At 72.2% G+C, this 19,003-nt stretch carries 20 protein-coding genes; 4 read left to right on the plus strand and 16 right to left on the minus strand.

Annotated features, from left to right (window positions below):
• Positions 1-230: 230 nt before the first annotated feature.
• On the minus strand, positions 231-1,319 hold the full coding sequence (locus tag FRCN3DRAFT_RS55115) for an aromatic ring-hydroxylating oxygenase subunit alpha (RefSeq protein ID WP_007511982.1): 1,089 nt from the start codon (positions 1,317-1,319) through the stop codon (positions 231-233).
• Positions 1,320-1,452: 133 nt separating this feature from the next.
• On the opposite strand from FRCN3DRAFT_RS55115, the gene FRCN3DRAFT_RS0216935 reads away from it, so the two are divergent.
• Positions 1,453-2,604, plus strand: coding sequence for a sigma-70 family RNA polymerase sigma factor (locus FRCN3DRAFT_RS0216935; RefSeq protein ID WP_083401827.1), 1,152 nt, complete (start codon positions 1,453-1,455; stop codon positions 2,602-2,604).
• On the opposite strand, the gene FRCN3DRAFT_RS49570 is transcribed toward FRCN3DRAFT_RS0216935, so the two are convergent.
• The 3 genes from FRCN3DRAFT_RS49570 to FRCN3DRAFT_RS44860 form a co-directional block, all read right to left on the minus strand.
• Positions 2,515-3,006, minus strand: coding sequence for an STAS domain-containing protein (locus FRCN3DRAFT_RS49570; RefSeq protein WP_007511985.1), 492 nt, complete (start codon positions 3,004-3,006; stop codon positions 2,515-2,517). The two genes, FRCN3DRAFT_RS0216935 and FRCN3DRAFT_RS49570, sit on opposite strands and share 90 nt — an antisense overlap.
• Before the next feature lie 156 nt (positions 3,007-3,162).
• On the minus strand, positions 3,163-3,741 hold the full coding sequence (locus tag FRCN3DRAFT_RS0216945) for a hypothetical protein (protein WP_035924855.1): 579 nt from the start codon (positions 3,739-3,741) through the stop codon (positions 3,163-3,165).
• A 27-nt stretch (positions 3,742-3,768) separates the two neighbouring features.
• The gene (locus FRCN3DRAFT_RS44860) at positions 3,769-4,914 is read right to left on the minus strand and encodes an NAD(P)H-dependent amine dehydrogenase family protein (RefSeq protein WP_051466282.1); all 1,146 of its coding nucleotides are present in this window, start codon (positions 4,912-4,914) and stop codon (positions 3,769-3,771) included.
• Positions 4,915-5,146: 232 nt separating this feature from the next.
• On the opposite strand from FRCN3DRAFT_RS44860, the gene FRCN3DRAFT_RS0216955 reads away from it, so the two are divergent.
• Both FRCN3DRAFT_RS0216955 and FRCN3DRAFT_RS49575 read left to right on the plus strand, forming a co-directional pair.
• Positions 5,147-6,877, plus strand: coding sequence for an N-acyl-D-amino-acid deacylase family protein (locus tag FRCN3DRAFT_RS0216955; RefSeq protein ID WP_007511991.1), 1,731 nt, complete (start codon positions 5,147-5,149; stop codon positions 6,875-6,877).
• Between the two features lies 1 nt (position 6,878).
• The gene (locus FRCN3DRAFT_RS49575; protein WP_051466283.1) at positions 6,879-7,541 is read left to right on the plus strand and encodes a TetR/AcrR family transcriptional regulator; all 663 of its coding nucleotides are present in this window, start codon (positions 6,879-6,881) and stop codon (positions 7,539-7,541) included.
• On the opposite strand, the gene FRCN3DRAFT_RS0216965 is transcribed toward FRCN3DRAFT_RS49575, so the two are convergent.
• The 3 genes from FRCN3DRAFT_RS0216965 to FRCN3DRAFT_RS0216975 all read right to left on the minus strand — a co-directional run bounded on the left by FRCN3DRAFT_RS0216965 (position 7,525) and on the right by FRCN3DRAFT_RS0216975 (position 12,100).
• Entirely contained in the window at positions 7,525-9,840 is a 2,316-nt protein-coding gene (locus FRCN3DRAFT_RS0216965; RefSeq protein WP_007511995.1) for a molybdopterin-dependent oxidoreductase, read from the minus strand. The two genes, FRCN3DRAFT_RS49575 and FRCN3DRAFT_RS0216965, sit on opposite strands and share 17 nt — an antisense overlap.
• A 182-nt stretch (positions 9,841-10,022) precedes the next feature.
• Complete coding sequence (locus FRCN3DRAFT_RS0216970; RefSeq protein WP_007511997.1) at positions 10,023-10,703, minus strand: potassium channel family protein; 681 nt, start codon at positions 10,701-10,703, stop codon at positions 10,023-10,025.
• 65 nt (positions 10,704-10,768) lie between these two features.
• A complete protein-coding gene (locus FRCN3DRAFT_RS0216975) occupies positions 10,769-12,100 on the minus strand; it encodes a TrkH family potassium uptake protein (RefSeq protein WP_007511998.1) in 1,332 nt (443 codons plus the stop codon).
• Between FRCN3DRAFT_RS0216975 and FRCN3DRAFT_RS57135 the strand changes: the two genes are divergently transcribed.
• Entirely contained in the window at positions 12,077-12,922 is an 846-nt protein-coding gene (locus tag FRCN3DRAFT_RS57135; RefSeq protein WP_083401834.1) for a condensation domain-containing protein, read from the plus strand. The two genes, FRCN3DRAFT_RS0216975 and FRCN3DRAFT_RS57135, sit on opposite strands and share 24 nt — an antisense overlap.
• On the opposite strand, the gene FRCN3DRAFT_RS0216985 is transcribed toward FRCN3DRAFT_RS57135, so the two are convergent.
• The 9 genes from FRCN3DRAFT_RS0216985 to FRCN3DRAFT_RS44875 form a co-directional block, all read right to left on the minus strand.
• The gene (locus FRCN3DRAFT_RS0216985) at positions 12,891-13,931 is read right to left on the minus strand and encodes an LLM class F420-dependent oxidoreductase (protein ID WP_007512000.1); all 1,041 of its coding nucleotides are present in this window, start codon (positions 13,929-13,931) and stop codon (positions 12,891-12,893) included. The genes FRCN3DRAFT_RS57135 and FRCN3DRAFT_RS0216985 overlap by 32 nt on opposite strands.
• 242 nt (positions 13,932-14,173) lie before the next feature.
• Entirely contained in the window at positions 14,174-14,572 is a 399-nt protein-coding gene (locus tag FRCN3DRAFT_RS49580; RefSeq protein WP_007512001.1) for a hypothetical protein, read from the minus strand.
• 110 nt (positions 14,573-14,682) lie between these two features.
• Positions 14,683-15,300: a LysE family translocator gene (locus FRCN3DRAFT_RS0216995; protein WP_007512002.1), complete on the minus strand. Its 618-nt coding sequence runs from the start codon at positions 15,298-15,300 to the stop codon at positions 14,683-14,685.
• A 51-nt stretch (positions 15,301-15,351) separates the two neighbouring features.
• Complete coding sequence (locus FRCN3DRAFT_RS58170) at positions 15,352-15,576, minus strand: DinB family protein (RefSeq protein WP_007512003.1); 225 nt, start codon at positions 15,574-15,576, stop codon at positions 15,352-15,354.
• A gap of 15 nt (positions 15,577-15,591) precedes the next feature.
• Positions 15,592-16,023 (minus strand): hypothetical protein, encoded by a 432-nt coding sequence (locus FRCN3DRAFT_RS58175; RefSeq protein ID WP_007512004.1) that lies wholly within the window; start codon positions 16,021-16,023, stop codon positions 15,592-15,594.
• Positions 16,016-16,498, minus strand: a complete 483-nt coding sequence (locus tag FRCN3DRAFT_RS0217005) for an SRPBCC family protein (protein ID WP_007512005.1) — start codon at positions 16,496-16,498, stop codon at positions 16,016-16,018. The genes FRCN3DRAFT_RS58175 and FRCN3DRAFT_RS0217005 overlap by 8 nt, the downstream gene beginning before the upstream one ends.
• The gene (locus tag FRCN3DRAFT_RS0217010; RefSeq protein ID WP_007512006.1) at positions 16,498-16,881 is read right to left on the minus strand and encodes an ArsR/SmtB family transcription factor; all 384 of its coding nucleotides are present in this window, start codon (positions 16,879-16,881) and stop codon (positions 16,498-16,500) included. Before FRCN3DRAFT_RS0217010 ends, FRCN3DRAFT_RS0217005 begins: the two co-directional genes overlap by 1 nt.
• Positions 16,882-17,095: 214 nt before the next feature.
• Positions 17,096-17,767 (minus strand): response regulator transcription factor, encoded by a 672-nt coding sequence (locus FRCN3DRAFT_RS0217015; protein WP_007512007.1) that lies wholly within the window; start codon positions 17,765-17,767, stop codon positions 17,096-17,098.
• Positions 17,764-18,945, minus strand: a complete 1,182-nt coding sequence (locus tag FRCN3DRAFT_RS44875) for a sensor histidine kinase (RefSeq protein ID WP_007512009.1) — start codon at positions 18,943-18,945, stop codon at positions 17,764-17,766. Before FRCN3DRAFT_RS44875 ends, FRCN3DRAFT_RS0217015 begins: the two co-directional genes overlap by 4 nt.
• Positions 18,946-19,003: the final 58 nt, after the last annotated feature.

A 19,003-nucleotide genomic window follows, 5' to 3' on the forward strand; every position in this document is an offset into this window, starting at 1 on the left:
CCTGCGGACGCTTCCACTTCAGACCCGTCGTGATCGTCTCAATGCTACGGACCGCGCCAGTGGTATCAGAGCCACCGTGAACGTAGAGAGCGTGCGGCCGACCGACGGTTGCTTTCAGGTAGGGACAATAGGCCTGATCGAAGAAGTGCTTGAGTGGACTAACTAGGTAGCCAACGTCGGGGCGGGTGTCGCCGCGCCGCGCGGGTGTCGCCGCGCGGCAGCGGCGGTGGTCAGCCGGCGAAGCCGAGGTCGCGCAGGGCTTTGCGGTAGGCGAGGCCGAGGGCGTCGAAGGCGCGGTGTACCTCGGTGGCGGCGAACACCCTGGTGGGCCGTTGGGATTCGACGATGGTCTTGTCGGGTGCCCAGATCCTGTCCTCGACGGCCTGCAGGCCAGCGCCGTCCACCGGGCCGTTCCCGTAGACCGCCGGGTCGAAGGCGGCCATCCAGTACAGCCGTAGCGTCGTCGCCGAGGTGGGCGCGCACACGGAGAACAGCACGCTGCGCGGCCCGCTCGCGCCGCCGAGCCAGACGGCGAACGGCAGTTCGATCCGGTACTGGAAGAGCGTCTCGCCGACGGGGCGGCGCCCGTCGGGGCCCGGCTCGGCGACGGGGTTCACGCTCGGGTAGCGATAGTCCGCCTCCACGGTCCAGGCTGTGCGGCGCACCGGGTACGGATCGACGGCGAGCGCCTCCCCGTTGCCGAACGTGTCCGTGTGCAGGACCGAGAAGTGCCCGACGTCGCAGAAGTTCTCGACCTGGCGGGCGGCCTGGCCGGCCCAGTCCTGGACCGTGCCGACGTAGTGCGGCCAGCCCAGGTCCTCGATCTCCGGGAAGCGTGGCCGTGGCCGCGCCTCGTCCGCCTCGTCGGCGAGGCAGGCCCAGACGAGCCCCGCTGCCTCGGCGACCCGCACCGGCCGGGCGGCGATGAGGTCCGGGACGCGCTGGCCCGGCTGCTGGGGGATGTCGACGCACCGACCGGCGCCGTCGAAGGCCCAGGCATGGTACGAGCAGCGCAGCCGGCCATCGGCGTCGATCTCACCGCTGGACAGCGGCACGCTCCGGTGCGGGCACCGGTCCACCAGCGCGGCGACGGTGCCCGGGCCGGCCGAGCCGGAGGTGGGCCGGCGCCACAGGACCAGCTCGACGCCGAGCAGCAGGGCGCGCACGGGGGCCGCGCCGACGTCCGACGATCGGGCCACCGGGTGCCAGTACCGCGCCGACGCCGCGAGGAACGCCGCGTCGAGCGCCGCGTCCTGGTCGGGGCGGTTGGCGGTGGCGGTGGTGGCGGCGACGAGGGGGGCGGAGTCGACGACGGTCACCAGCGGACCCTAGGCCGGGCCCGTTGCGGCCATGTTGCCTGCGCGCAAGCGAACGGGGTCCGCGACCCGGGCCGGGCGTGTCCGGCTGGACCGCCCTAGCGGTTTTGTCGGACCCAGGGTGCATCATCGGGCTATGACGCAGGGCACGTCTGGACCTACCGGCACTGGATCTACCGGCACACAGGTTGCCGGCACGCTCGTGGCCGGCACGCCGGTGGGCAGCCGCGCGGAGCTGGAAGAGCGGATGGCCGGCCACCGCTCCGAGCTCACCGGCTACTGCTACCGGATGCTCGGCTCGCCGTTCGAGGCGGAGGACGCCGTGCAGGAGACGATGATCCGGGCGTGGCGCAGCCTGGACCGGTTCGAGGGCCGCGCGTCGCTACGGACCTGGCTGTACCGGATCGCGACGAACGTCTGCTCGGACCACGCCGCCGGTCGGGCGCGGCGGGCCCGGCCGATCGACCTCACCGGCCCGTCCGGCCCGGCGGACGCGCTGCCCGCGCCGCTGCCGGAGGCGACCTGGATCGTGCCGGCGCCCGACGCGGCGGTGTTCTCCGGCGCCGCGGCCGGCGCCGGAGGCCCGGCCGACCCGGCGGAGCTGGCCGTCGCGCGCGACTCGGTGCGCCTTGCCCTCGTCGTCGCGCTGCAGCGGCTCGCGCCACGCCAGCGGGCCGTGCTGATCCTGCGCGAGGTGCTCGGCTGGTCGGCGGCCGAGACCGCGGAGCTGCTCGACACCACCGTCGCCTCGGTCAACAGCGCCCTGCAGCGGGCCCGCGCCACCCTCGCGGCCTCGCCCGCCGCCGAGACCGACCAGCTGCGCCCCGCGGACGAGGAGCAGCGTTCGCTGCTGGCCCGCTACGTCGCCGCGTTCGAGAGCTACGACATGGAGGCGCTCACCGCGCTGCTGCACGAGGACGCGACCATGACCATGCCGCCGCTGGAGCTCTGGCTGCGCGGCCCGGTCGACATCGCCGAGTTCATGCTCGGCACCGGCTCCGCCTGCCGGAACTCCCGGCTGGTGCCGACCGTCGCCAACGGCAGCCCGGCCTTCGGCCAGTACCACCTGCTGGCGCCGGGCGAGGCCGAGCACTACACCGCGGTCCACGCGGCCGTCACCGGGTCCGAGGTCTCCCCACTGCCGGACGGCGCGGGCGAGGACAGCTACGTCCCGTGGTCGCTGATCGTGCTCGAGCTCTCAGAAGGCAGGATCGTCGAGGTCAACCACTTCCTGGACACCGACCGGCTGTTCCCGCTGTTCGGCCTCCCGCCGTTCCTCGAGGGCTGAGCCGGCCGCGACGGGCTCGGCCGGCACGCTGTCCGTCGCCAGCACGCCGGCCAGGCCCGTCAGCTCGAGCACGAGCGACAGCCGCGGCTGGACCCCGTCCAGCCGGAAACCGCGGCCCAGCCGGCGGGCGGTGAGCCGCAGCCGGGCGAGGACGTTGACGGTCGCCAGCGTCGGGATCCGTACGGCGGTCACGTCGCAGACCACCGTGCGCGCCCACGGGGCGGCCAGCAGCGCCGCGGCGAGGGATTCACAGCGGGACTGGCCGAGCTCCGCGGTGGCGCGCTGGCCCGAGATGGGGTCGAACCGCCACCGGAGCTCGTCCGCCGGGGGAGCGGCGGTGCCCGCCGGCCGGGGTGTTCCCGCCGGCTGGGCTCCGCCCACCCGTTCCTCGCACCTGCCCACGCGTTGGCCTCCGGATCCATCGGGACACCGACGGTCGCGGCGGCCCGACGTACTGACTGCCCGGCGGGGCGTGACTCATCGCGGCGGCCTCGGCGGACAGCCCGGATGTGCCGGATGTGCCGCCCGGAGTGGCGTGGTGGCGCGTGGCGGCGGCGGTCAGGAGCGGACGGGCAGGCCCACGCGGTCGGGGACGACACGGTCGATGCCGTCGAGGAGCCGCTCCGAGGGTTCCGGCCACCAGCGTCCGGCGGGCAGGGCCACCAGGGCACGGCGCAGCTCGCGGGCGTCCGAACGAATCGGAACCACCCGCGCCGGCGCGGCGGCGGCGAGCACACCGAGGTACCAGTGCCTTCGGGTCGGCGGCCAGCCGTCCGGATCGAGCAGCACCAGGCTGTCGGGCATGTCGGCCTCGCCGCGGCGGAACCGGGCGACGGCCGCGCTCACGGCGACCTCCAGGTCGCCCACCTGGCCGGCCTCGTCGTAGCGGGCGACCCAGGCGGCGGCGACCTCGGCGAGCGGGTCCGCGTCGTGCACCACGTAGGGCGTGGCGACGGCGCGGCACTCCTGCCAGGCCGCCGCCGCCCGCGCGCCGGGCGGCAGGGTGTCGTCAGGGAGCACGACGGTCACGTTCGTCGCGCTGGCCAGCGGGGCCACGACCGAGCGGGTGATCCTGTCCGGCGTGGCCGCGGGGTCCGGCCCGACGACGCAGACCACAGTCGAGGAAAGCCGATGCACACCGCGACGCTACGCCGCGGCGGCGCCTCACCGGGAGGTCTGGCCGCTGACCTGACCAGTTCGCGGGCGGGCCGCGATGTTCCGGCCGGCGATGCTGCGACCCGCGATGTTGCGGCCGGCGACGAGAGACACGTCCGCCGCGCCGAGCAGCCCTGGCCTCGCCGCGCAGACGGTGGGGATCGCGTTGACGGCGCGCATCGCGGTCGCGGTCAGGCCGTTGTCGGACTCCGGCGGATCGAACACGAGCTCGCACCGCATGGTGGGGCTGCCGACGATCTCCACGCGGTAGGCGAGGGTGTCGCCGGCGGTGCCGTGCGGCCATTGCGGTGCGACGTCGTCGGCCATGCGGTTGACGTGCTCGAGGACGACGAGGCGCCTGCCGTCGAGCATTCCGCGCACCTCGAACCGGACCCCGGCCGTGCTGCCGGCGGGCAGCGTGCCGATCGCGGTGTCCAGGTCGCGGTCGAGCACGGCGCGTTCGTAGTCGGTCTCGATCGCGTCGAGCCGCACCTGGAGCACGTCGGCGATCGCATCGACCACACCCCGCCAGGCGCCGGCGAGGATCGCCGGGTCGGCCAGGAAGCAGCCGAAGTCCGTCGCCTCGCCGAACCCGAACGCGAACCGGAGAGTGTTGGCGTCCGGGTAGTCGGAGTAATCGGCGATCTCCTGGATCCTGATCGACCTGATCTCGTCGCAGGCCGCCAGCAGGGCCATCGGCAGGATGTCGCTGGCGAAGCCCGGCTCGATGCCGGTCGCGAAGAACGACGCCCCGCCCGCCGCCGCGGCGGCCGCCAGCGGGTCCCGCAGCGCGGGCTCGGCGGTAGGCGGATGCGTGAGCCCGGCGAAGGACGTGGTCACCACGTTCGTACCGGCCGAGAGGAAGGGCGCGACGTCGGTGACGGCGGTGCCGTCGAACGCCGCCGGGCCGAAGTAGGCGAGACAGTCCGCGCCCGCAGCGGCGAGGGCGGCCGCGTCATGGGTAGCGGTCACCCCGGTGGGATCCGGCAGGCCGCACAGCGCGGCGGCGTCCTGGCCGACCTTGTCCGCCGAGTGGACGTGGAGACCTACCAGCTCGAGATCTGGATGGTTGATGATGCCCCGAAGCCCGAGCCGGCCGGTCGGGCCGGTACCCCAGTGCACGACCCTGATCGTCACGGAACGCAACTCCCGCATAACGTCCGCATATTGCATACATTATTCGCTGTCGGGTGGAGGGGCAACGGGATCCGCGGGGTAACGGGATCCGCAGGGCGACGGGATGGGTGGGGCAGCGGGATGGGCGGGGTGGTGGGCGCGGGCGCGCTGGCCACGCCGCCGCGCCCACGCTCGGCGCCCTCGCCGTTTCGGTTGAAGGCCAAGATTTTTCTTTCTAGAGTAAGAAAAATCGCTCTTCGGGAGGTGGGCTGTGGCCCCGGACTTCGACCAGGTGATTCGCTGCGGGACCATCGTGGACGGCAGCGGTGGCGAGCTGTTCGAGGGCGATGTCGCGGTCGCGGGCGGCAGAATCGTCGCCGTCGGCCGCGTCGACGGCACCGGGCGGGAGGAGATCGACGCCCGGGGGCGACTGGTGACGCCCGGATTCGTCGACATCCACACCCACTACGACGGTCAGGTGACGTGGGAGCAGCGCCTGTCGCCGTCCTCGGGCCATGGCGTCACCACGGCGGTGATGGGCAACTGCGGTGTCGGGTTCGCTCCGTGCAGCCCTGAGAACCGGGCGCTGTTGGTCAAGGTGCTGGAGGGCGTCGAGGACATTCCCGAGATCGTCATGGCGGAGGGGCTGCCGTGGACGTGGGAGTCCTTCCCCGAGTACCTGTCGGTGCTGGCGGGACGCGCGGCGGACGTGGACTTCGCGGCGCAGGTCCCGCACGCGGCTGTCCGGGTGCATGTCATGGGGCGGCGGGGGGCCGACCGGGAGGCGGCCACCCCCGACGATCTCGACGAGATGACGCGGATCGTCGCCGAGGCGGTGACCGCCGGGGCGTTCGGGGTCAGTACGTCGCGCAGCATCGGCCACCGGACGCCGGATGGCCAGCTGGCGCCGACGGTGGGCGTCGAGGAGGCGGAGCTGCACGCGCTGGCGCGCGGCCTGCGCCAGGCCGGCGCCGGCGTTCTTCAGCTCATCGCCAGCCAGGGCGAGCACGACCCCCGTGCCGAGGTGGCCCTGTTCCGGCGGCTGACGGCGACGTCAGGCGGCCCGCTGTCCTTCACGCTCGTCACCACGCAACGCTTTCCGGAACACGCGGGGCTCTACCTCGAGGCGCTGTCGGCCGAGAACCGGGACGGCCTTCCTGAGATACGCGGCCAGGTGTTCCCGCGTCCGGTCGGCGTCGTGCTGGGACTGGATCTGTCCTTCCACCCCTTCGTCTTCAACCCGAGCTACCAGCAGATCGCCCACCTGCCGCTGGCGAAGCGCGTCGACGCGCTGCGCGATCCGGCACGCAGAGCACGGATCCTGTCCGAGCGGGCCGAGCACCCGAATCCCGTCTTCCAGTTCTTCGCCGGCCAGGACGCCAACCTCTACGTCATGGCCGAGGTGCCCGACTACGAGCCGGCACCGGACACGAGCGTGGGCGCGCTCGCGGCCGCCCGCGGCGTCAGCCCGCGAGAGCTGATCTACGACCTGATGGTCGACAGCGACGGGCTCGCGGCATTCCTGCTGCCGGCCGGCAACTACGCGGGGGACAGCCTGGAACCGGTGCGCCTGCTCATGCAGAATGCCCACACCATCATCGGGCTCGGCGACGGCGGAGCGCACTACGGCACGATCAGCGACGGCAGCTACCCGACGACGCTGTTGGCCCACTGGACCCGTGACCGCACCCGAGGCCCGAAAATCCCGTTGTCGGCGGCCGTGCGGATGCTGAGCCGGCCGAACGCCGAGGCGGTCGGTCTCCATGACCGTGGCCTGCTAGCACCGGGTCTCAAGGCCGACCTCAACGTCATCGACTACGACGCCCTCACGCTGCACCGGCCCGTCGCGGTCCGGGACCTGCCCTCCGGGGGACGACGGCTGGTGCAGAAGGCGGAGGGCTACGCCCTCACCATGGTCAACGGCGTCGTCACCTACCGTGATGGGCAGCCGACGGGTGCGCTCCCCGGAAGGCTGGTGCGCAATCCCGCTACCGTCACCTGACGTGGCCGAACGCCGAGCAGACCTCGAACGCCGGGCAGACCTCGAAGGTCGAGAAGGCCTGGAAGCCGGCGCGAACCTAGAAGCCGGTGCCAGCCGGACCGGGCCGGTGTCGCCTGGCCGGCGCGGCCGCCCGCGCAAGGTGACGGTCGACGACATCATCGACGCCGCCCTCGAGATCGGGCTCGACCAGGTGACCATCCGCAAGGTGGCCGACGCGCTCGGCATGACCGTGCCGGGAATCTCCTACCACGTGCGAACCCGCGAGGAGCTTCTCGCATTGGTCATGGCACGGGCCGTCGACACGTTGTTTGCGTCCGGCCCCGAGCCGGCCACGTCGTTCGACGAGACGGTCACGCGGTTCGCCGAGGGTCTGTTCGCCTGGTTCCGCGCGCATCCGATCCTGGTCACGCAGGTTGCGCAGGGCCGCATCCTGGAGGAGAACGTCGAACGGCATCTAGGGCGGTTGCTGCGGGCCGCGGGCCCGAGCGAGACGGACCGGGCTCGAGCCCTGGACGTCGTCTCCCAGGTGACGGCCGCCGTCATCGGCGCGGCCGTCCTCGATGCGGCCCAGGACTCGCGCGAGCGGGCCGGAAACCAGGAGCAGAAGCCGCCGCGTCCGGACCACTACGCCGCGGTCCGGACCGTGCTCACGGCACTGCTGTGACCTGCCCCGGCGCGGTCTGGCCCTGGGCGGTCTGACCCTGGGCGGTCGCGGGACGCACCTGGCAGGGCACCCCGTTGACCGCGATCGTGCCGCTCGGCACGTCCAGCACGTCGCCCGGGTTGAGCAGGTTGGAGTTGATGCCGGGGCGTCGGGCCGCCACGGACATCCGCGTGCCGGCCACGTCATGACCCCAGCCGTGCGGCAGGCTGACGACGCCGGGCATCATCTCGTCGCTGACCTCGACGGAGACGGTCAGCCGGCCCTCCACCGTCGACACCTCGGCCAGCTGGCCATCGGCCAGCCCGGCCCGCGTGGCGTCCCGCGGGTGGATGAGCAGGGTGCAGCGGTTCGTGCCCTTGTTCAGCGCCGACACGTTGTGCATCCACGAGTTGTTCGAGCGCAGGTGCCGACGGCTCGTCAGCACGAACTCCGGCTCGGCGCGGTCGAGCCGCGCGGCCAGGCGCGGGACATCCCGGGTGAGCAGGTCGTGCACCAGCTCGACCGTGCCGGACGGTGTGTCCAGTACCTCGGCGAGGCGGCCCTCGCCCAGCGGCCCGAACCAGACCCCGTCCGGGTGCCGCCGCACCTTCTCCAGCGTCCAGCCGTCCGGCCGCTCGCCGCAGCGGTCGCCGAACTCCCCGGCGCGCACGCTCAGATCGACCAGCCTGGCCGGCCCGCGGCCGTGCAACATGGGCAGGATCTCGGCCGGGTCGCGGCCCGCCAGCGGCTGCCCCGGCCGGGCGGCGACCCCGATGAGGCCGGCGGTGTACAGGTCGTCCAGCGCGGCGACGTCGACGTCGGGCGCCGGCGTACCGAGCACCGTGCCAGCGAGGCGCAGCAGGATCTCCCATTCGGCCGGCCGGTCGGCGGGGGCCGGGAGGACCGGGCCGTTCCACTTGAACGCGGACTCGACCGCGTACATCCAGTACAGGTCGTCGGCGTGGCCGCGCTCCAGCGGCGAGAGCCCCGGCAGGATCACGTGGGCGTGCCGCGTCGTCTCGTTGAGCCAGTTGTCCACCGCGATGAACGCGTCCAGCCTCGGCAGCGCCGCGTCCAGCCGGGCCGAGGCCGGCGCGGAGATGACCGGGTTGCCCGCCACGCTGATCAACGCCCGCAGCCGTCCCTCGCCAGGCGTGTCGATCTCCTCGGCGAGGCAGCTGACCGGGAACTGGCCGAACACCTCGGGCGCCTTGCGAACGCGGCTGGTGTAGCGGTGGAACTCCCAGCGCTCGCCCGTCTGGTCGGGCCTGCGGGCGAACCCGGGCCCCCACGCCGCCGACCGCGGGAAGCAGACGCCGCCGGGGGCGTCCAGCGACCCGAGCGCGACGTTGAGCACGAAGATCAACCAGGTGGCGAGCGTGCCGAACTCCTGCGTGCAGGTGCCGATCCGTCCGTAGATCGCGGGCGCTCGCGCGGCGGCGAGGTCCCGCGCCAGGCCGCGGATCCGCTCGGCGGGGATGCCGCAGGCGCGGGCGACCTGCTCTGGGGCGAAGGGGACGGCGAGCGCGAGCACCTCGTCGAGACCGCTGACCAGGCCGTCGAGGTGCGCCGGCCGGCGGACCAGGCCCTCCTCGGCCATCGTTCGCAGCAGGGCGAACAGCAGGAGCGCGTCGGTGCCCGGCCGGATCGGCAGCCACTCGCCGGCGGCGTCGGCGGTACCGGTGCGCCGCGGGTCGACGACGAGGACTCGGCCGCCGCGGCCGCGGATGGCCTGAAGCCGGCCGGTCATGTCCGGCGCGGACAGCATCGAGCCCTGTGATGCCGCCGGGTTCGCGCCGAGGATGACGAGGTGGTCGGTCCGGGCCAGGTCCGGCACCGGCCCGGCCCACATGCCGCCGAACAGCAGCGCGCTGACCAGGTTGAGCGGCCACTGGTCGACGGTGCCCGGCGTGTAGATCGCCTTCATGCCCACCGCGCTCGCCATGCCGACCAGTGCGCCGATGTACTTGACGAGATCGAGGTTGTGCGCGACCGGGTTGCCGACATAGACGGTCAGCGCGGCCGCGCCGTCCTCGTGCAGTACTGGGCGCAGCACCCGCTCGACCTCGGCCCAGGCCTCGTCCCAGCTGACGGGCCGGTGGGTGCCGTCGGCGCCCCTGACCATCGGCTGGCGCAGCCGGTCCGGGTCCTCGTACAGGTGCCCCAGCGCGGTGCCCTTCGGGCAGATGTAGCCGCGCGACCAGACATCGTCCGGGTTGCCCTTGATGCTCTTGACGCGGCCGTCGATGGTGGCTACCCGGAGTCCGCACATCGCCTCGCAGAGTGGGCAGGTGGCGCGATGTTCCACGACAGCACCCATGCCGCTCCTTCTCCCGGACCATCGCGTCCCAGGCCATCGTGCGGGCAACCGAGATCACTGCTTGATGGATAATGTATACGACTGTATGTGCGGATGTGGGCCGATGGCGTCGACCGAAGGAAAGGCGCGGTGGGTACCGACACGGCGGCGATTTCCACCGGGAAGCTCCGACGGGGAGAGCCTCAGGCGGGACGGGCGCCGGTGGTCGCGGCGAAGCGTTCGACCTCGTCGGTGTGGCCGGTCACGATGATCAGGTCGTCGCGGTCGAGGACCGTGTCGGCCACGACGTGGGTGAACTCGGTTCCGGGGCGCTTCACCCCGACGACCGTCACCCCGAACCGGGTGCGGGGCCTGGCGACGTCCATCGTCGCCCCGCAGATCGACCCGGGAGCGCGTAGCTTCGCGACCGCGAACCCCTTGTCGAACTCGACGAAGTCGATGAGCCGCCCGGAGAGCAGGTGCGCGACCCGCTCGCCGGCGTCGCGCTCGGGGTAGACGACGTGCGACGCGCCGATGCGTTCCAGAATCCGGCCGTGCTGGCGGGTGATCGCCTTCGCCCAGACCTCCGGGACGCCCAGGTCGAGCAGGGTGCCGGTGGCCAGCAGGCTCGCCTCGATATCGACGCCGATCGAGACCACGGCCCGGTTGAAGCCGTCGGCGCCCAGCTGGCGCAGCGCCACCTCGCTGGTCGCGTCCGCCTCGACGACGTGGGACAGCGTCCCCGACCACTCCTGGACGAGGCCACGGTCCGTGTCGACGGCGACGACGTCGTGTCCGAGCCGCTGCAACGACTCGGCGAGTGTGCTGCCGAACCGGCCCAGCCCGATGACCAGTACCGCGTTCGGGTGCATGTCCCGGCCCACGCCAGCCCCGCCTCCGCTCCCACCGCTCCCACAGCCACGCCGCCTACGCCACCCGCCCGGGTCGGTCAGCCCACGATCGGGCGTTCCTCGGGCAGCCGGTACAGCCGGCGCCGTTCCCGCAGCGCAAGCGCCGATGCCAGCGTAATCGGGCCGATCCGACCGATCAGCATCAGCGCGATCAGGACGTACTGGCCGAACGCCGAGAGCTCGCCGGTGATCCCGGTGGACAGGCCCGCCGTGCCGAACGCCGACGTCACCTCGAACAGCGTCTGGTCGAGGGTGTGCGGACTGGAGACGAGCAGGCACAGCGTGCCGGTGACGACAAGCGCGATTCCCAGCAGTGCCACCGCGACCGCCTGGCGCAGCGCGGCCGGCGACACCTGCCGGCCGAACGCGTCGACGGTGTCGTCGCCGCGCGCCTCCGCGACGATCGCGAAGAACAGGATCAGGAACGTCGTCACCTTGATGCCACCGGCGGTGCTGGCGCTGCCGCCGCCGATGAACATGAGGATGTCGGTGACGACCAGGGTCGCCGGCTGGACGGCGCCATAGTCGAACGTGTTGAACCCGGCGGTGCGGGCCGTGACGCTGCCGAAGAAACCGCCGAGCAGCTTGTCATCGGCGCCGAGCGGGCCGAGAGTCGCCGGGTTACGCCATTCCAGTGCGAGAATGGCCGCGATGCCGCCGACGAGCAGGATCCCGTAGCCCAGCAGCGTCACCTTGGTGTGCATCGACCATCGTCGGGGCGTGCGCAGCTCGTGGCGCAGCTCGAACAGCACCGGGAACCCCAGCCCGCCGAGAATCGCGGCCAGCCCGATCGTCACCACGACCACCGGGTCATCGGCGAAGGACATCAGATTGTCGCTGTACAGCGCGTACCCGGCGTTGTTGAACGCGGTGACCGCGTGGAAGACGCCGTGGTAGGCGGCGCGTCCCGCCGGCATCCCGTGCCCGAGCCATAGCCGAGCGAACAGCACCAGCGCCGCCGCGCCCTCGATGGCCAACGTGATCAGGGCGACGCCCCGGAGCAGCCGTCGGAGGTCGCCGATCCCGACCGTCTGGGTCTCGGTGGCGGCGAGCAGCCGGATCCGGACGCCCAGCCGGCGAGACACCAGCAGTCCCAGCAGTGACGCCGTCGTCATGAACCCCAGCCCGCCGAGCTGGATCGCGGCCAGGACGACGACCTCACCGAACGTCGACCAGTGGGTCGGGGTGTCGACGATCGCGAGCGCGCCGCAGCTCGCGCCGGTCGCGGAGAACAGCGCCTGCAGGAACGTCGTGTGCTGCCCGGCCTCGGCCGACAACGGCAGGCGCAGCAGCAGCGTGACCACGCCGACGGTCGTCAGGAACGCCGCCGCCGTGAGCTTCAGCGGATGGCCGAGACGCGTCGTGAGCACCCGGCCAAGCCCACCTCCTCGCCGTCGCCGCGGCTCCGGCGTCACCAGCGACGACTCGTCACCGTCCACGCGAGGGCCGAGAGGAACCCGAGGGTGCGCCAGGCGGTCGACGGGGCGCGGGACGTCCGGCGACCGCGCATCGACCGGGTGGTCGTCGGGCAGGCGGTTGCCGACGGGTCCCGACGGCGGACCACTCACCGTCACCCCTGCTCCCTACGCCCGCGTCACGTCTGCCTGTCTACCTGCCCACTGACTACTGCTTACCGCCTCGAATCCTGCCAGGCCGCCGGAACCTGGCATCGTCGTGCTGTGCCCGTTGATCCGGCCGGCTACAACCACGCGGTGGTCGTGGATGTGTTCGGTGCCCTGAGCGCTGACGCGCTGCGCTCCGCGCTCGCGGCGGTGACCGCGCGCCACGAGGCACTGCGTACCGTCGTCGAGGTCGCCGACGGCCGTCCGCGCCCGCGGGTCGTCCCGACCCCGCCGCCCACGGTCGAATGGGCCGACATGACCGACATCGCGCGGATGGACGGGCTGGACGGACAGGGCATGACCTACGCGGTCCGCAGCAGGGTTGATCGCGCGTTCGACCTGGCCGGCGAACGGCCACTCCGAGTGACCGTCTTCCGGATCGATGACGGCTTCCACCGGCTACTCCTGGTGCTCCAGCTGGTGCCGCGCCACGACGCGACGAACGACGCGGCGCACGAGTGGTCCGACGGCCCGCTGCTCGCCGACCTCGCCGCCGCCTACGCCGCCCGCGTCGCCCACGCCGGGCCGAGCGCCGCGGTCAGCTGGTCCAGGCGCGGAGCTGCTCGATGAGGGCGAGCCGGGAGCGGTGGTCGCCGGCGAGCGGGGTGACGGTGAGGGTGGTCGCGCCGGCCTCGGCATAGGCGGCGAGGCGCTCGCGGACGTGGCCCTCGGGGCCGATCAGGGCGTTGGCGCGCAGCAGCTCCTCGGGGACCGCGGCCTCGGCTTCCTTCTTCTTCCCGGCGAGGTAGAGGTCCTGGATGAGGGCTGCCTCCTTCTCGTAGCCGTAGCGCTGGGCGAGGCTGTTGTAGAAGTTGCGGCCCTTGGCGCCCATCCCGCCGATGTAGAGCGCGAACATCGGCCGCATCAGGTCGAGCAGTTCGTCGGTGCCCTCGCCGATGGCCAACGGCGCGCCGACGACGACGTCGAGCGGGCCGAGTGCCGGGTCGCGCCGCGCCCCGCCCGCGGCGAGCGGCGCCCCCCAGACGTCACGCGCCCGCTCCGGGTGGAAGAAGAACGGCTGCCAGCCCTCGGCGAGCTCCGCGGCCAGTTCCACGTTCTTCGGGCCGATGGCGGCGATGAAGATCGGGATGCGCTCGCGTACCGGATGGTTGATGAGCTTCAGCGGCTTCCCGAGGCCGGTGCCCCGGTCGGCCGGCAGCGGCAGTGTGTAGTGCTTGCCCTGGTACTCGACCCGCTCGCGGCGCCACACCGCCCGGCAGATCTCGATGATCTCGCGGGTGCGGCCCAGGGGAGCGTCGTAGGGGACACCGTGGAAGCCCTCGATGACCTGCGGGCCGGAGGAGCCAAGCCCGAGGGTGAACCGGCCGCCGGAGACGTAGTCCAGCCCCGCGGCGGTCATCGCGGTCAGCGTCGGCGTGCGGGTGTAGATCGGCAGGATGCCGGAGGCGAGCTGGACATGCTCCGTCCGCGCGGCGAGGAAGCCGAGCTGGCTCACCGCGTCGAACGAGTACGCCTCGGGCACGAAGACGATGTCCAGCCCGGCCTTCTCGTAGTCACCGAGCTCCGCGGCCGTCTCGGTGAACCCGCCGCTGTAGGCCAGCTGCATCCCGATCCGCATCCGCCCCGCCTCCCGCCCTCGTCACCGCGCGCCGTGCGCCCCACGTCGTGTCGTGGGTCACCGTACCGGCCGCCCGCGGGACAGTCCCCCGGACACCTGGGAGGCCGGGCGTCCTGTCAGACGTCAGGGGCGCGACGAGCACCCTTCCCTACCCCTGGCGTCTGACAGGACGCGCCGCGGCGTCGGACAGGATGAGCGCGCGACCGCACGCAGGCCCAGGACGAACGCCGCCGGGCACAGCACTAGGTTGTGATCTTGTAGTTCTCCAGTGGCAGCGTGAGCGCGGCCTCGTCCTGCCCCCGCACGATGATCGTCCCATCCTCGGCGAAGGTCACGGACTTCTCGAACGAGCCCGGGAGGTCGTATCTGAGGTAGGTGAACGGGCTGGCGTAGGCCGTCACACGAGGGGCGGTGGACGCGCCCTTCCGGTGGAGCACCCCCAACTCGCCGTGTTCCGAGCCGTCGTCGCGGAGTTGCACGCAGTAGCCTTCGCCCTTGCCGGCCAAAGAGGGGTCACACACCTCGGCCACGATCCGGGGTGTCCGATGATCCCCCGCGATGGAGAAAAGGACGACCCCGAGAAGCGTCAAGGCGACGCCGACAACGAGCCCCGCCGCACCGATGCCGACCAGCCTTCTCATGCCGCCATCCTGCATCTGGTGCCTCGGGGGTGGGCCAGACCCCTCAACCCTTCTGGGTCCCGAACCTCGTGCGACCAGGATCGGATCGGATTGGATCGGCGGCTGTCGCGTCAGGGCTCGACGGCGAGGCGGACGCCGAAGGCGATCAGGACGAGGCCGGTGACGCGGTCCACCCAGCGCCGGACCGGGCCGTCGGACAGCCAGCGCCTCACCGGTCCCGACAGAGCGAGCAGCGTGAGGTAGTAGAGGGCTGCCAGCGCGACGAAGATCCCGCCCAGCAGCAGCGACGTCGCGGCCACCGGGGCGCCCTCGGGGATGAAGCCCGGCATGAAGGTCATGAAGAAGACCCCGACCTTGGGGTTCAGCAGGTCGGTCAACAGGCCCGAGGTGAAGCCGCTTCCGATCAGGCCCCGGCGAGGCTCGGCCGCCGCGCCGGGGTCGCCGTGGGACCTTGCCCGCAGCGTGGTCAGACCCATCCAGCCGAGATAGATCGCGCCGACGATGCGCAGCGCGAGGTACCCGTCGTGGCTTGCCGTCAGCAGCGCGGACAGCCCCAGCGACGCGGCGACCACCCAGATCGACAGGCCGGTCATGGCGCCGAGCGAAGCCCGCAGGCCGAGCCGGCGCCCGCCGTTCATCAGGTTGCGCACCACGACCAGCGTGTCCGGCCCCGGCAGCAGCACGACGAGCACGGACGCGACCGTGAAGGTGGTAACCGCGACGAGCATCCATCGAGACTAGGACGCCGGCGTACCCGGCGAAACCGCGTTTGCCAAGCCTTACGGTGCCGTGCCTGACGGCGCGAAGAACGGGTCGCGGCCGATGAACCCGAGCATCCGGGTCTGGGCGTCCGACCCATCCGGGACCGGCACGCGCGGTCCGTACTGCCCGGACGACCGGATCACGTCCTCCATGCCCGCCATCCCGTCCAGCAGGACGGCGCACAGCCCTGGGTCGAGACGGCTGTCCTGGCCGGTGGCCCTGGCCAGGTCCCAGGTGTGCATGAAGACGTCGACCGTCTAGAACTGGTCGACCGCGGCCGGGAGCGGGATCTCGCCGATGTGCGGGTTGCGCAGTATCCGGTCCGCCGTCGCCGGATCGTCGAGCAGGGCCTGCACGGCGCCCGCGTGTACGCGCCAGGCCTCGACCGGGTCGTCGTCCACCGACGGTCCGTGGGCGAGCTCGATCCCCGTTCCAGCCGCGAGGAAGGCCGGGAACCACTCGCACAGGTGGTGGACGACGTCGCGTGCCCGCCACTCGGCCACGGGGGACTGCGCGTCCCAGTCGGCGGTGCCGAGCACCCGGTCGGTGAACGTCGCCGCGATGTGCCGGTGGCGTTCGGCCGGCCGGTCGGCGAGCGCGACGAGGTCCACGAGGTCGTCGGGGCTCGCGAGGCCCACAAGGCCGGCGGGTGAACCGCCGATGCCCTGCTCGCGGCTCGTCTCAGGCATCGCCGGCGGCCAGGAGCGCGTCCAGCTTGGCGTAGCCCTGTTCGATGCCGACCTCCATGCCGCTGCTGACGAAGGCGTCGCGACCTTCGAAGCTGTCGACGAGGGACTGGGCGTGCAGCCGGGTGCGGCCGTCGCCGAGGTCCTCGAACCACAGGGTCTCGAGCGCGACGCTGTCGGGCACACCCTCGTAGGTGAACGTCTGCACGAGCCGGTCGGGGCGGATCTCGTGGAACGAGCCGTGGAAGGCGAACTCGGCGCCGTCCCGGTGGGCGACGTAACGCCAGCTACCGCCGGTGCGGGCGTCCCAGTAGTCGATGCGGTTGTCCATGCCGTCGGGGCCGGCCCAGCGGGCGAACAGCTCCGGATCGGTGTGCGCCCGGAACAACTGTGCCGGGGTCGCGGCGAAGTCCCGGGTGATCCGGACCAGCGGCACGTTCTGGTCGGCCTCGATGCTGACAGATTTCGTGGTGGTCATCAGGCGCTCTCCCTGTTCTGCGTGGCGTTGCCTGTGCGGGTGTCGTTCTCGTTCGTGTTCTCGTCGTCGTCCATGGCGGCGAGGACGGCGTCGAGGCGGCGGTAGCGCTGCTCGGCCTGGCGGCGGTACCGCTCCAGCCAGGCCGTCGCCAGGTCGAAGACCTGCGCCTCCAGGTGCACCGGGCTGCGGTGGGTGCCGTCCGCGCGGCTGACGAGGCCCGCCTGCTCCAGCACCTTGAGATGCTTGGACACCGCCTGCACGGAGACCGTGTAGGGCGCGGCCAGCTCTCCGACCGTGGCGTCCCCATCGGTCAGCCGCGCGACCAGGTCCCGCCGCGTCGGGTCGGCGAGTGCCGCGAACACCTGGGACAGCTGGTCCACCATTCCCTCGACTCCTCAGCTCCCTCAATTCCTCAACCAACCGGTTGATGAGAAGACTAGGGCGGTCGACCTTCGACGTCAACCATCTGGTTGAGGTACGCGTGTCGAGGGTCGGTGTGAGGGGTTGTCGAGCGCGGGGTGGCCGTCGGCGGCGCGCACAGGGCACGCTGGGGAATTCGTTGGTCAGCGGTCCATAACGGAGGGCCGGCGAGGCTGTCTACGGGGCGCCGGGGTGGATGAGCCCGGACTCGTAGGCGGCAATGACGGCCTGGGTACGGTCACGCGCCGCGAGCTTGGTGAGGATGCTGCTGACGTGTGTCTTGACGGTCTCGTTGGCGATGTAGAGCCGAGCGGCGATCTCGGGGTTGGAATGGCCGGCGGCGAGCATGCGCAGGACGTCGGTCTCACGCGCGGTGAGTTGGCTGAGCCGGTCGGGTCGGACGCGGGGCCGGACGCGGACGAACTCGTCGATGAGGCGCCGGGTGATGTCGGGGGTGAGGAGGGCATCGCCGCGGGCAACGACGCGTACGGCGTCGAACAGGGTCGTGGCCGGTACGTCCTTGAGGAGGAACCCACTGGCTCCCGCGGAGAGCGCGTCGTAGACGTACTCGTCGAGGTCGAACGTCGTGAGAACGATCACCCGGGGCGCGGGTGCGAGCGTGGTCGTGATGGCGCGGGTGGCGGCGATGCCGTCGAGGACGGGCATGCGGACGTCCATCAGGACGATGTCGGGGCGATGTGCGGCCGCGGTTCGGATCGCGTCCTGTCCGTCGCGTGCGGTACCGACGACGACGATGTCGTCGCGGGTCGCCAGCAGGGCGGAGAAACCGGCCCGGACGATTCCATCGTCGTCGGCGACGAGCACCCGGATTGGTGCTGGCGCGGTCATCGGTTCCGGTGGAGGGGTAGCTCCGCGACGACCTCGAACCCACCGTCGGTCCTGTGCCCGTGGCGCAGGGTCCCACCCACGGCGTCGACCCGTTCACGCATGCCGACCAGTCCGAGTCCGGCGCTGTCGGCGGGCCCGGCCAGGTTCGGAGCGCCGTTGCTGATCATCAGGCGGAGCAGGCGCGGCGTGTAGGCAATCGCGAGGTCGACGTCGGCGCCGGGAGCGTGGCGACGGGCGTTCGTGAGGGCTTCCTGGATCACCCGGTAGGAGACGAGGTCGGTGCCGGCGGGGAGCGGGGATGGGCTGCCGCTCACGGTGACGGTGACCACCGTGCCCAGGACGCGGGTGGCCTCGATCAGCGCGGAGAGCTGGTCGAGGCCCGGGCGGGGTGCGCGAGCCGGTTCGGGCGGGCTGGCCGCGGCGCCGTCGCGGGGTGCGGCGGGGGAACGGATCACCGTAAGGATGTGTCGCATCTCGGCGAGCGCGTCGCGGGCGGACTCGCCGATCGCGGCGAGTCGCGTGCCGGCGAGCTCAGGCAGGTCAGGCGTCGTGTAGCGGGCGGTCTCGGCCTGGATCGCGATGTGCGAGATGTGGTGGGCGACGACGTCGTGCAGTTCCCGCGCGATCGCCGCGCGGTCGACCAGGATCGAGCGCTCGCGCAGCGTGGACGTATGGGCGACGGCGAGCGCCTCGTGTTCCGCGATGATCGCGTTTCGGTTCCTCAGGAGCCGGCCGAAACCGAGCGCCGCGGTCACGACGGCGAGCAGCAGGTAGCCGGCGGCTCCCGGCTCGGCGGAGTTGAACGGCGTCACGGCGTTGACGAGGAACAACGCGCCGATCACACAGGTGTCGATCGCCGTCAGCCGGTAGGCGGCCACCGCGCACACGATCATGAGGCCTGCCCCGGCGGCGACCGGGATTGGCTGGGCCTCCGGGAAAAGGAAGCCCAACGCCGCGGCCACGGCGATCGCTGCCGCCGTGCGCGGGAGGCGAACGACGAAGCCGAGGGGCACGGCGATCACGATGGATGTCAGGAACCGGTCGTCGAGGCCCACCTGGGCCGCTGCCGCGACCAGGAGCGTTCCCGCGGCGCCGATCCATGCCCATGGCATCGCCAGAATGCCGACCAGCGTGCCCTCGACGCGGCCAACGATCGTCGGGCGGACTCGTGTGCTCATCGCCGACCAGTCTGTCTGGCCAGCCGGTGATCCCGCATCGCTCGCTCGGGGGAGGCGG

The sequence above is a fragment of the Pseudofrankia saprophytica genome, from assembly GCF_000235425.2.
In the GTDB taxonomy this organism is placed as follows: domain Bacteria; phylum Actinomycetota; class Actinomycetes; order Frankiales; family Frankiaceae; genus Pseudofrankia; species Pseudofrankia saprophytica.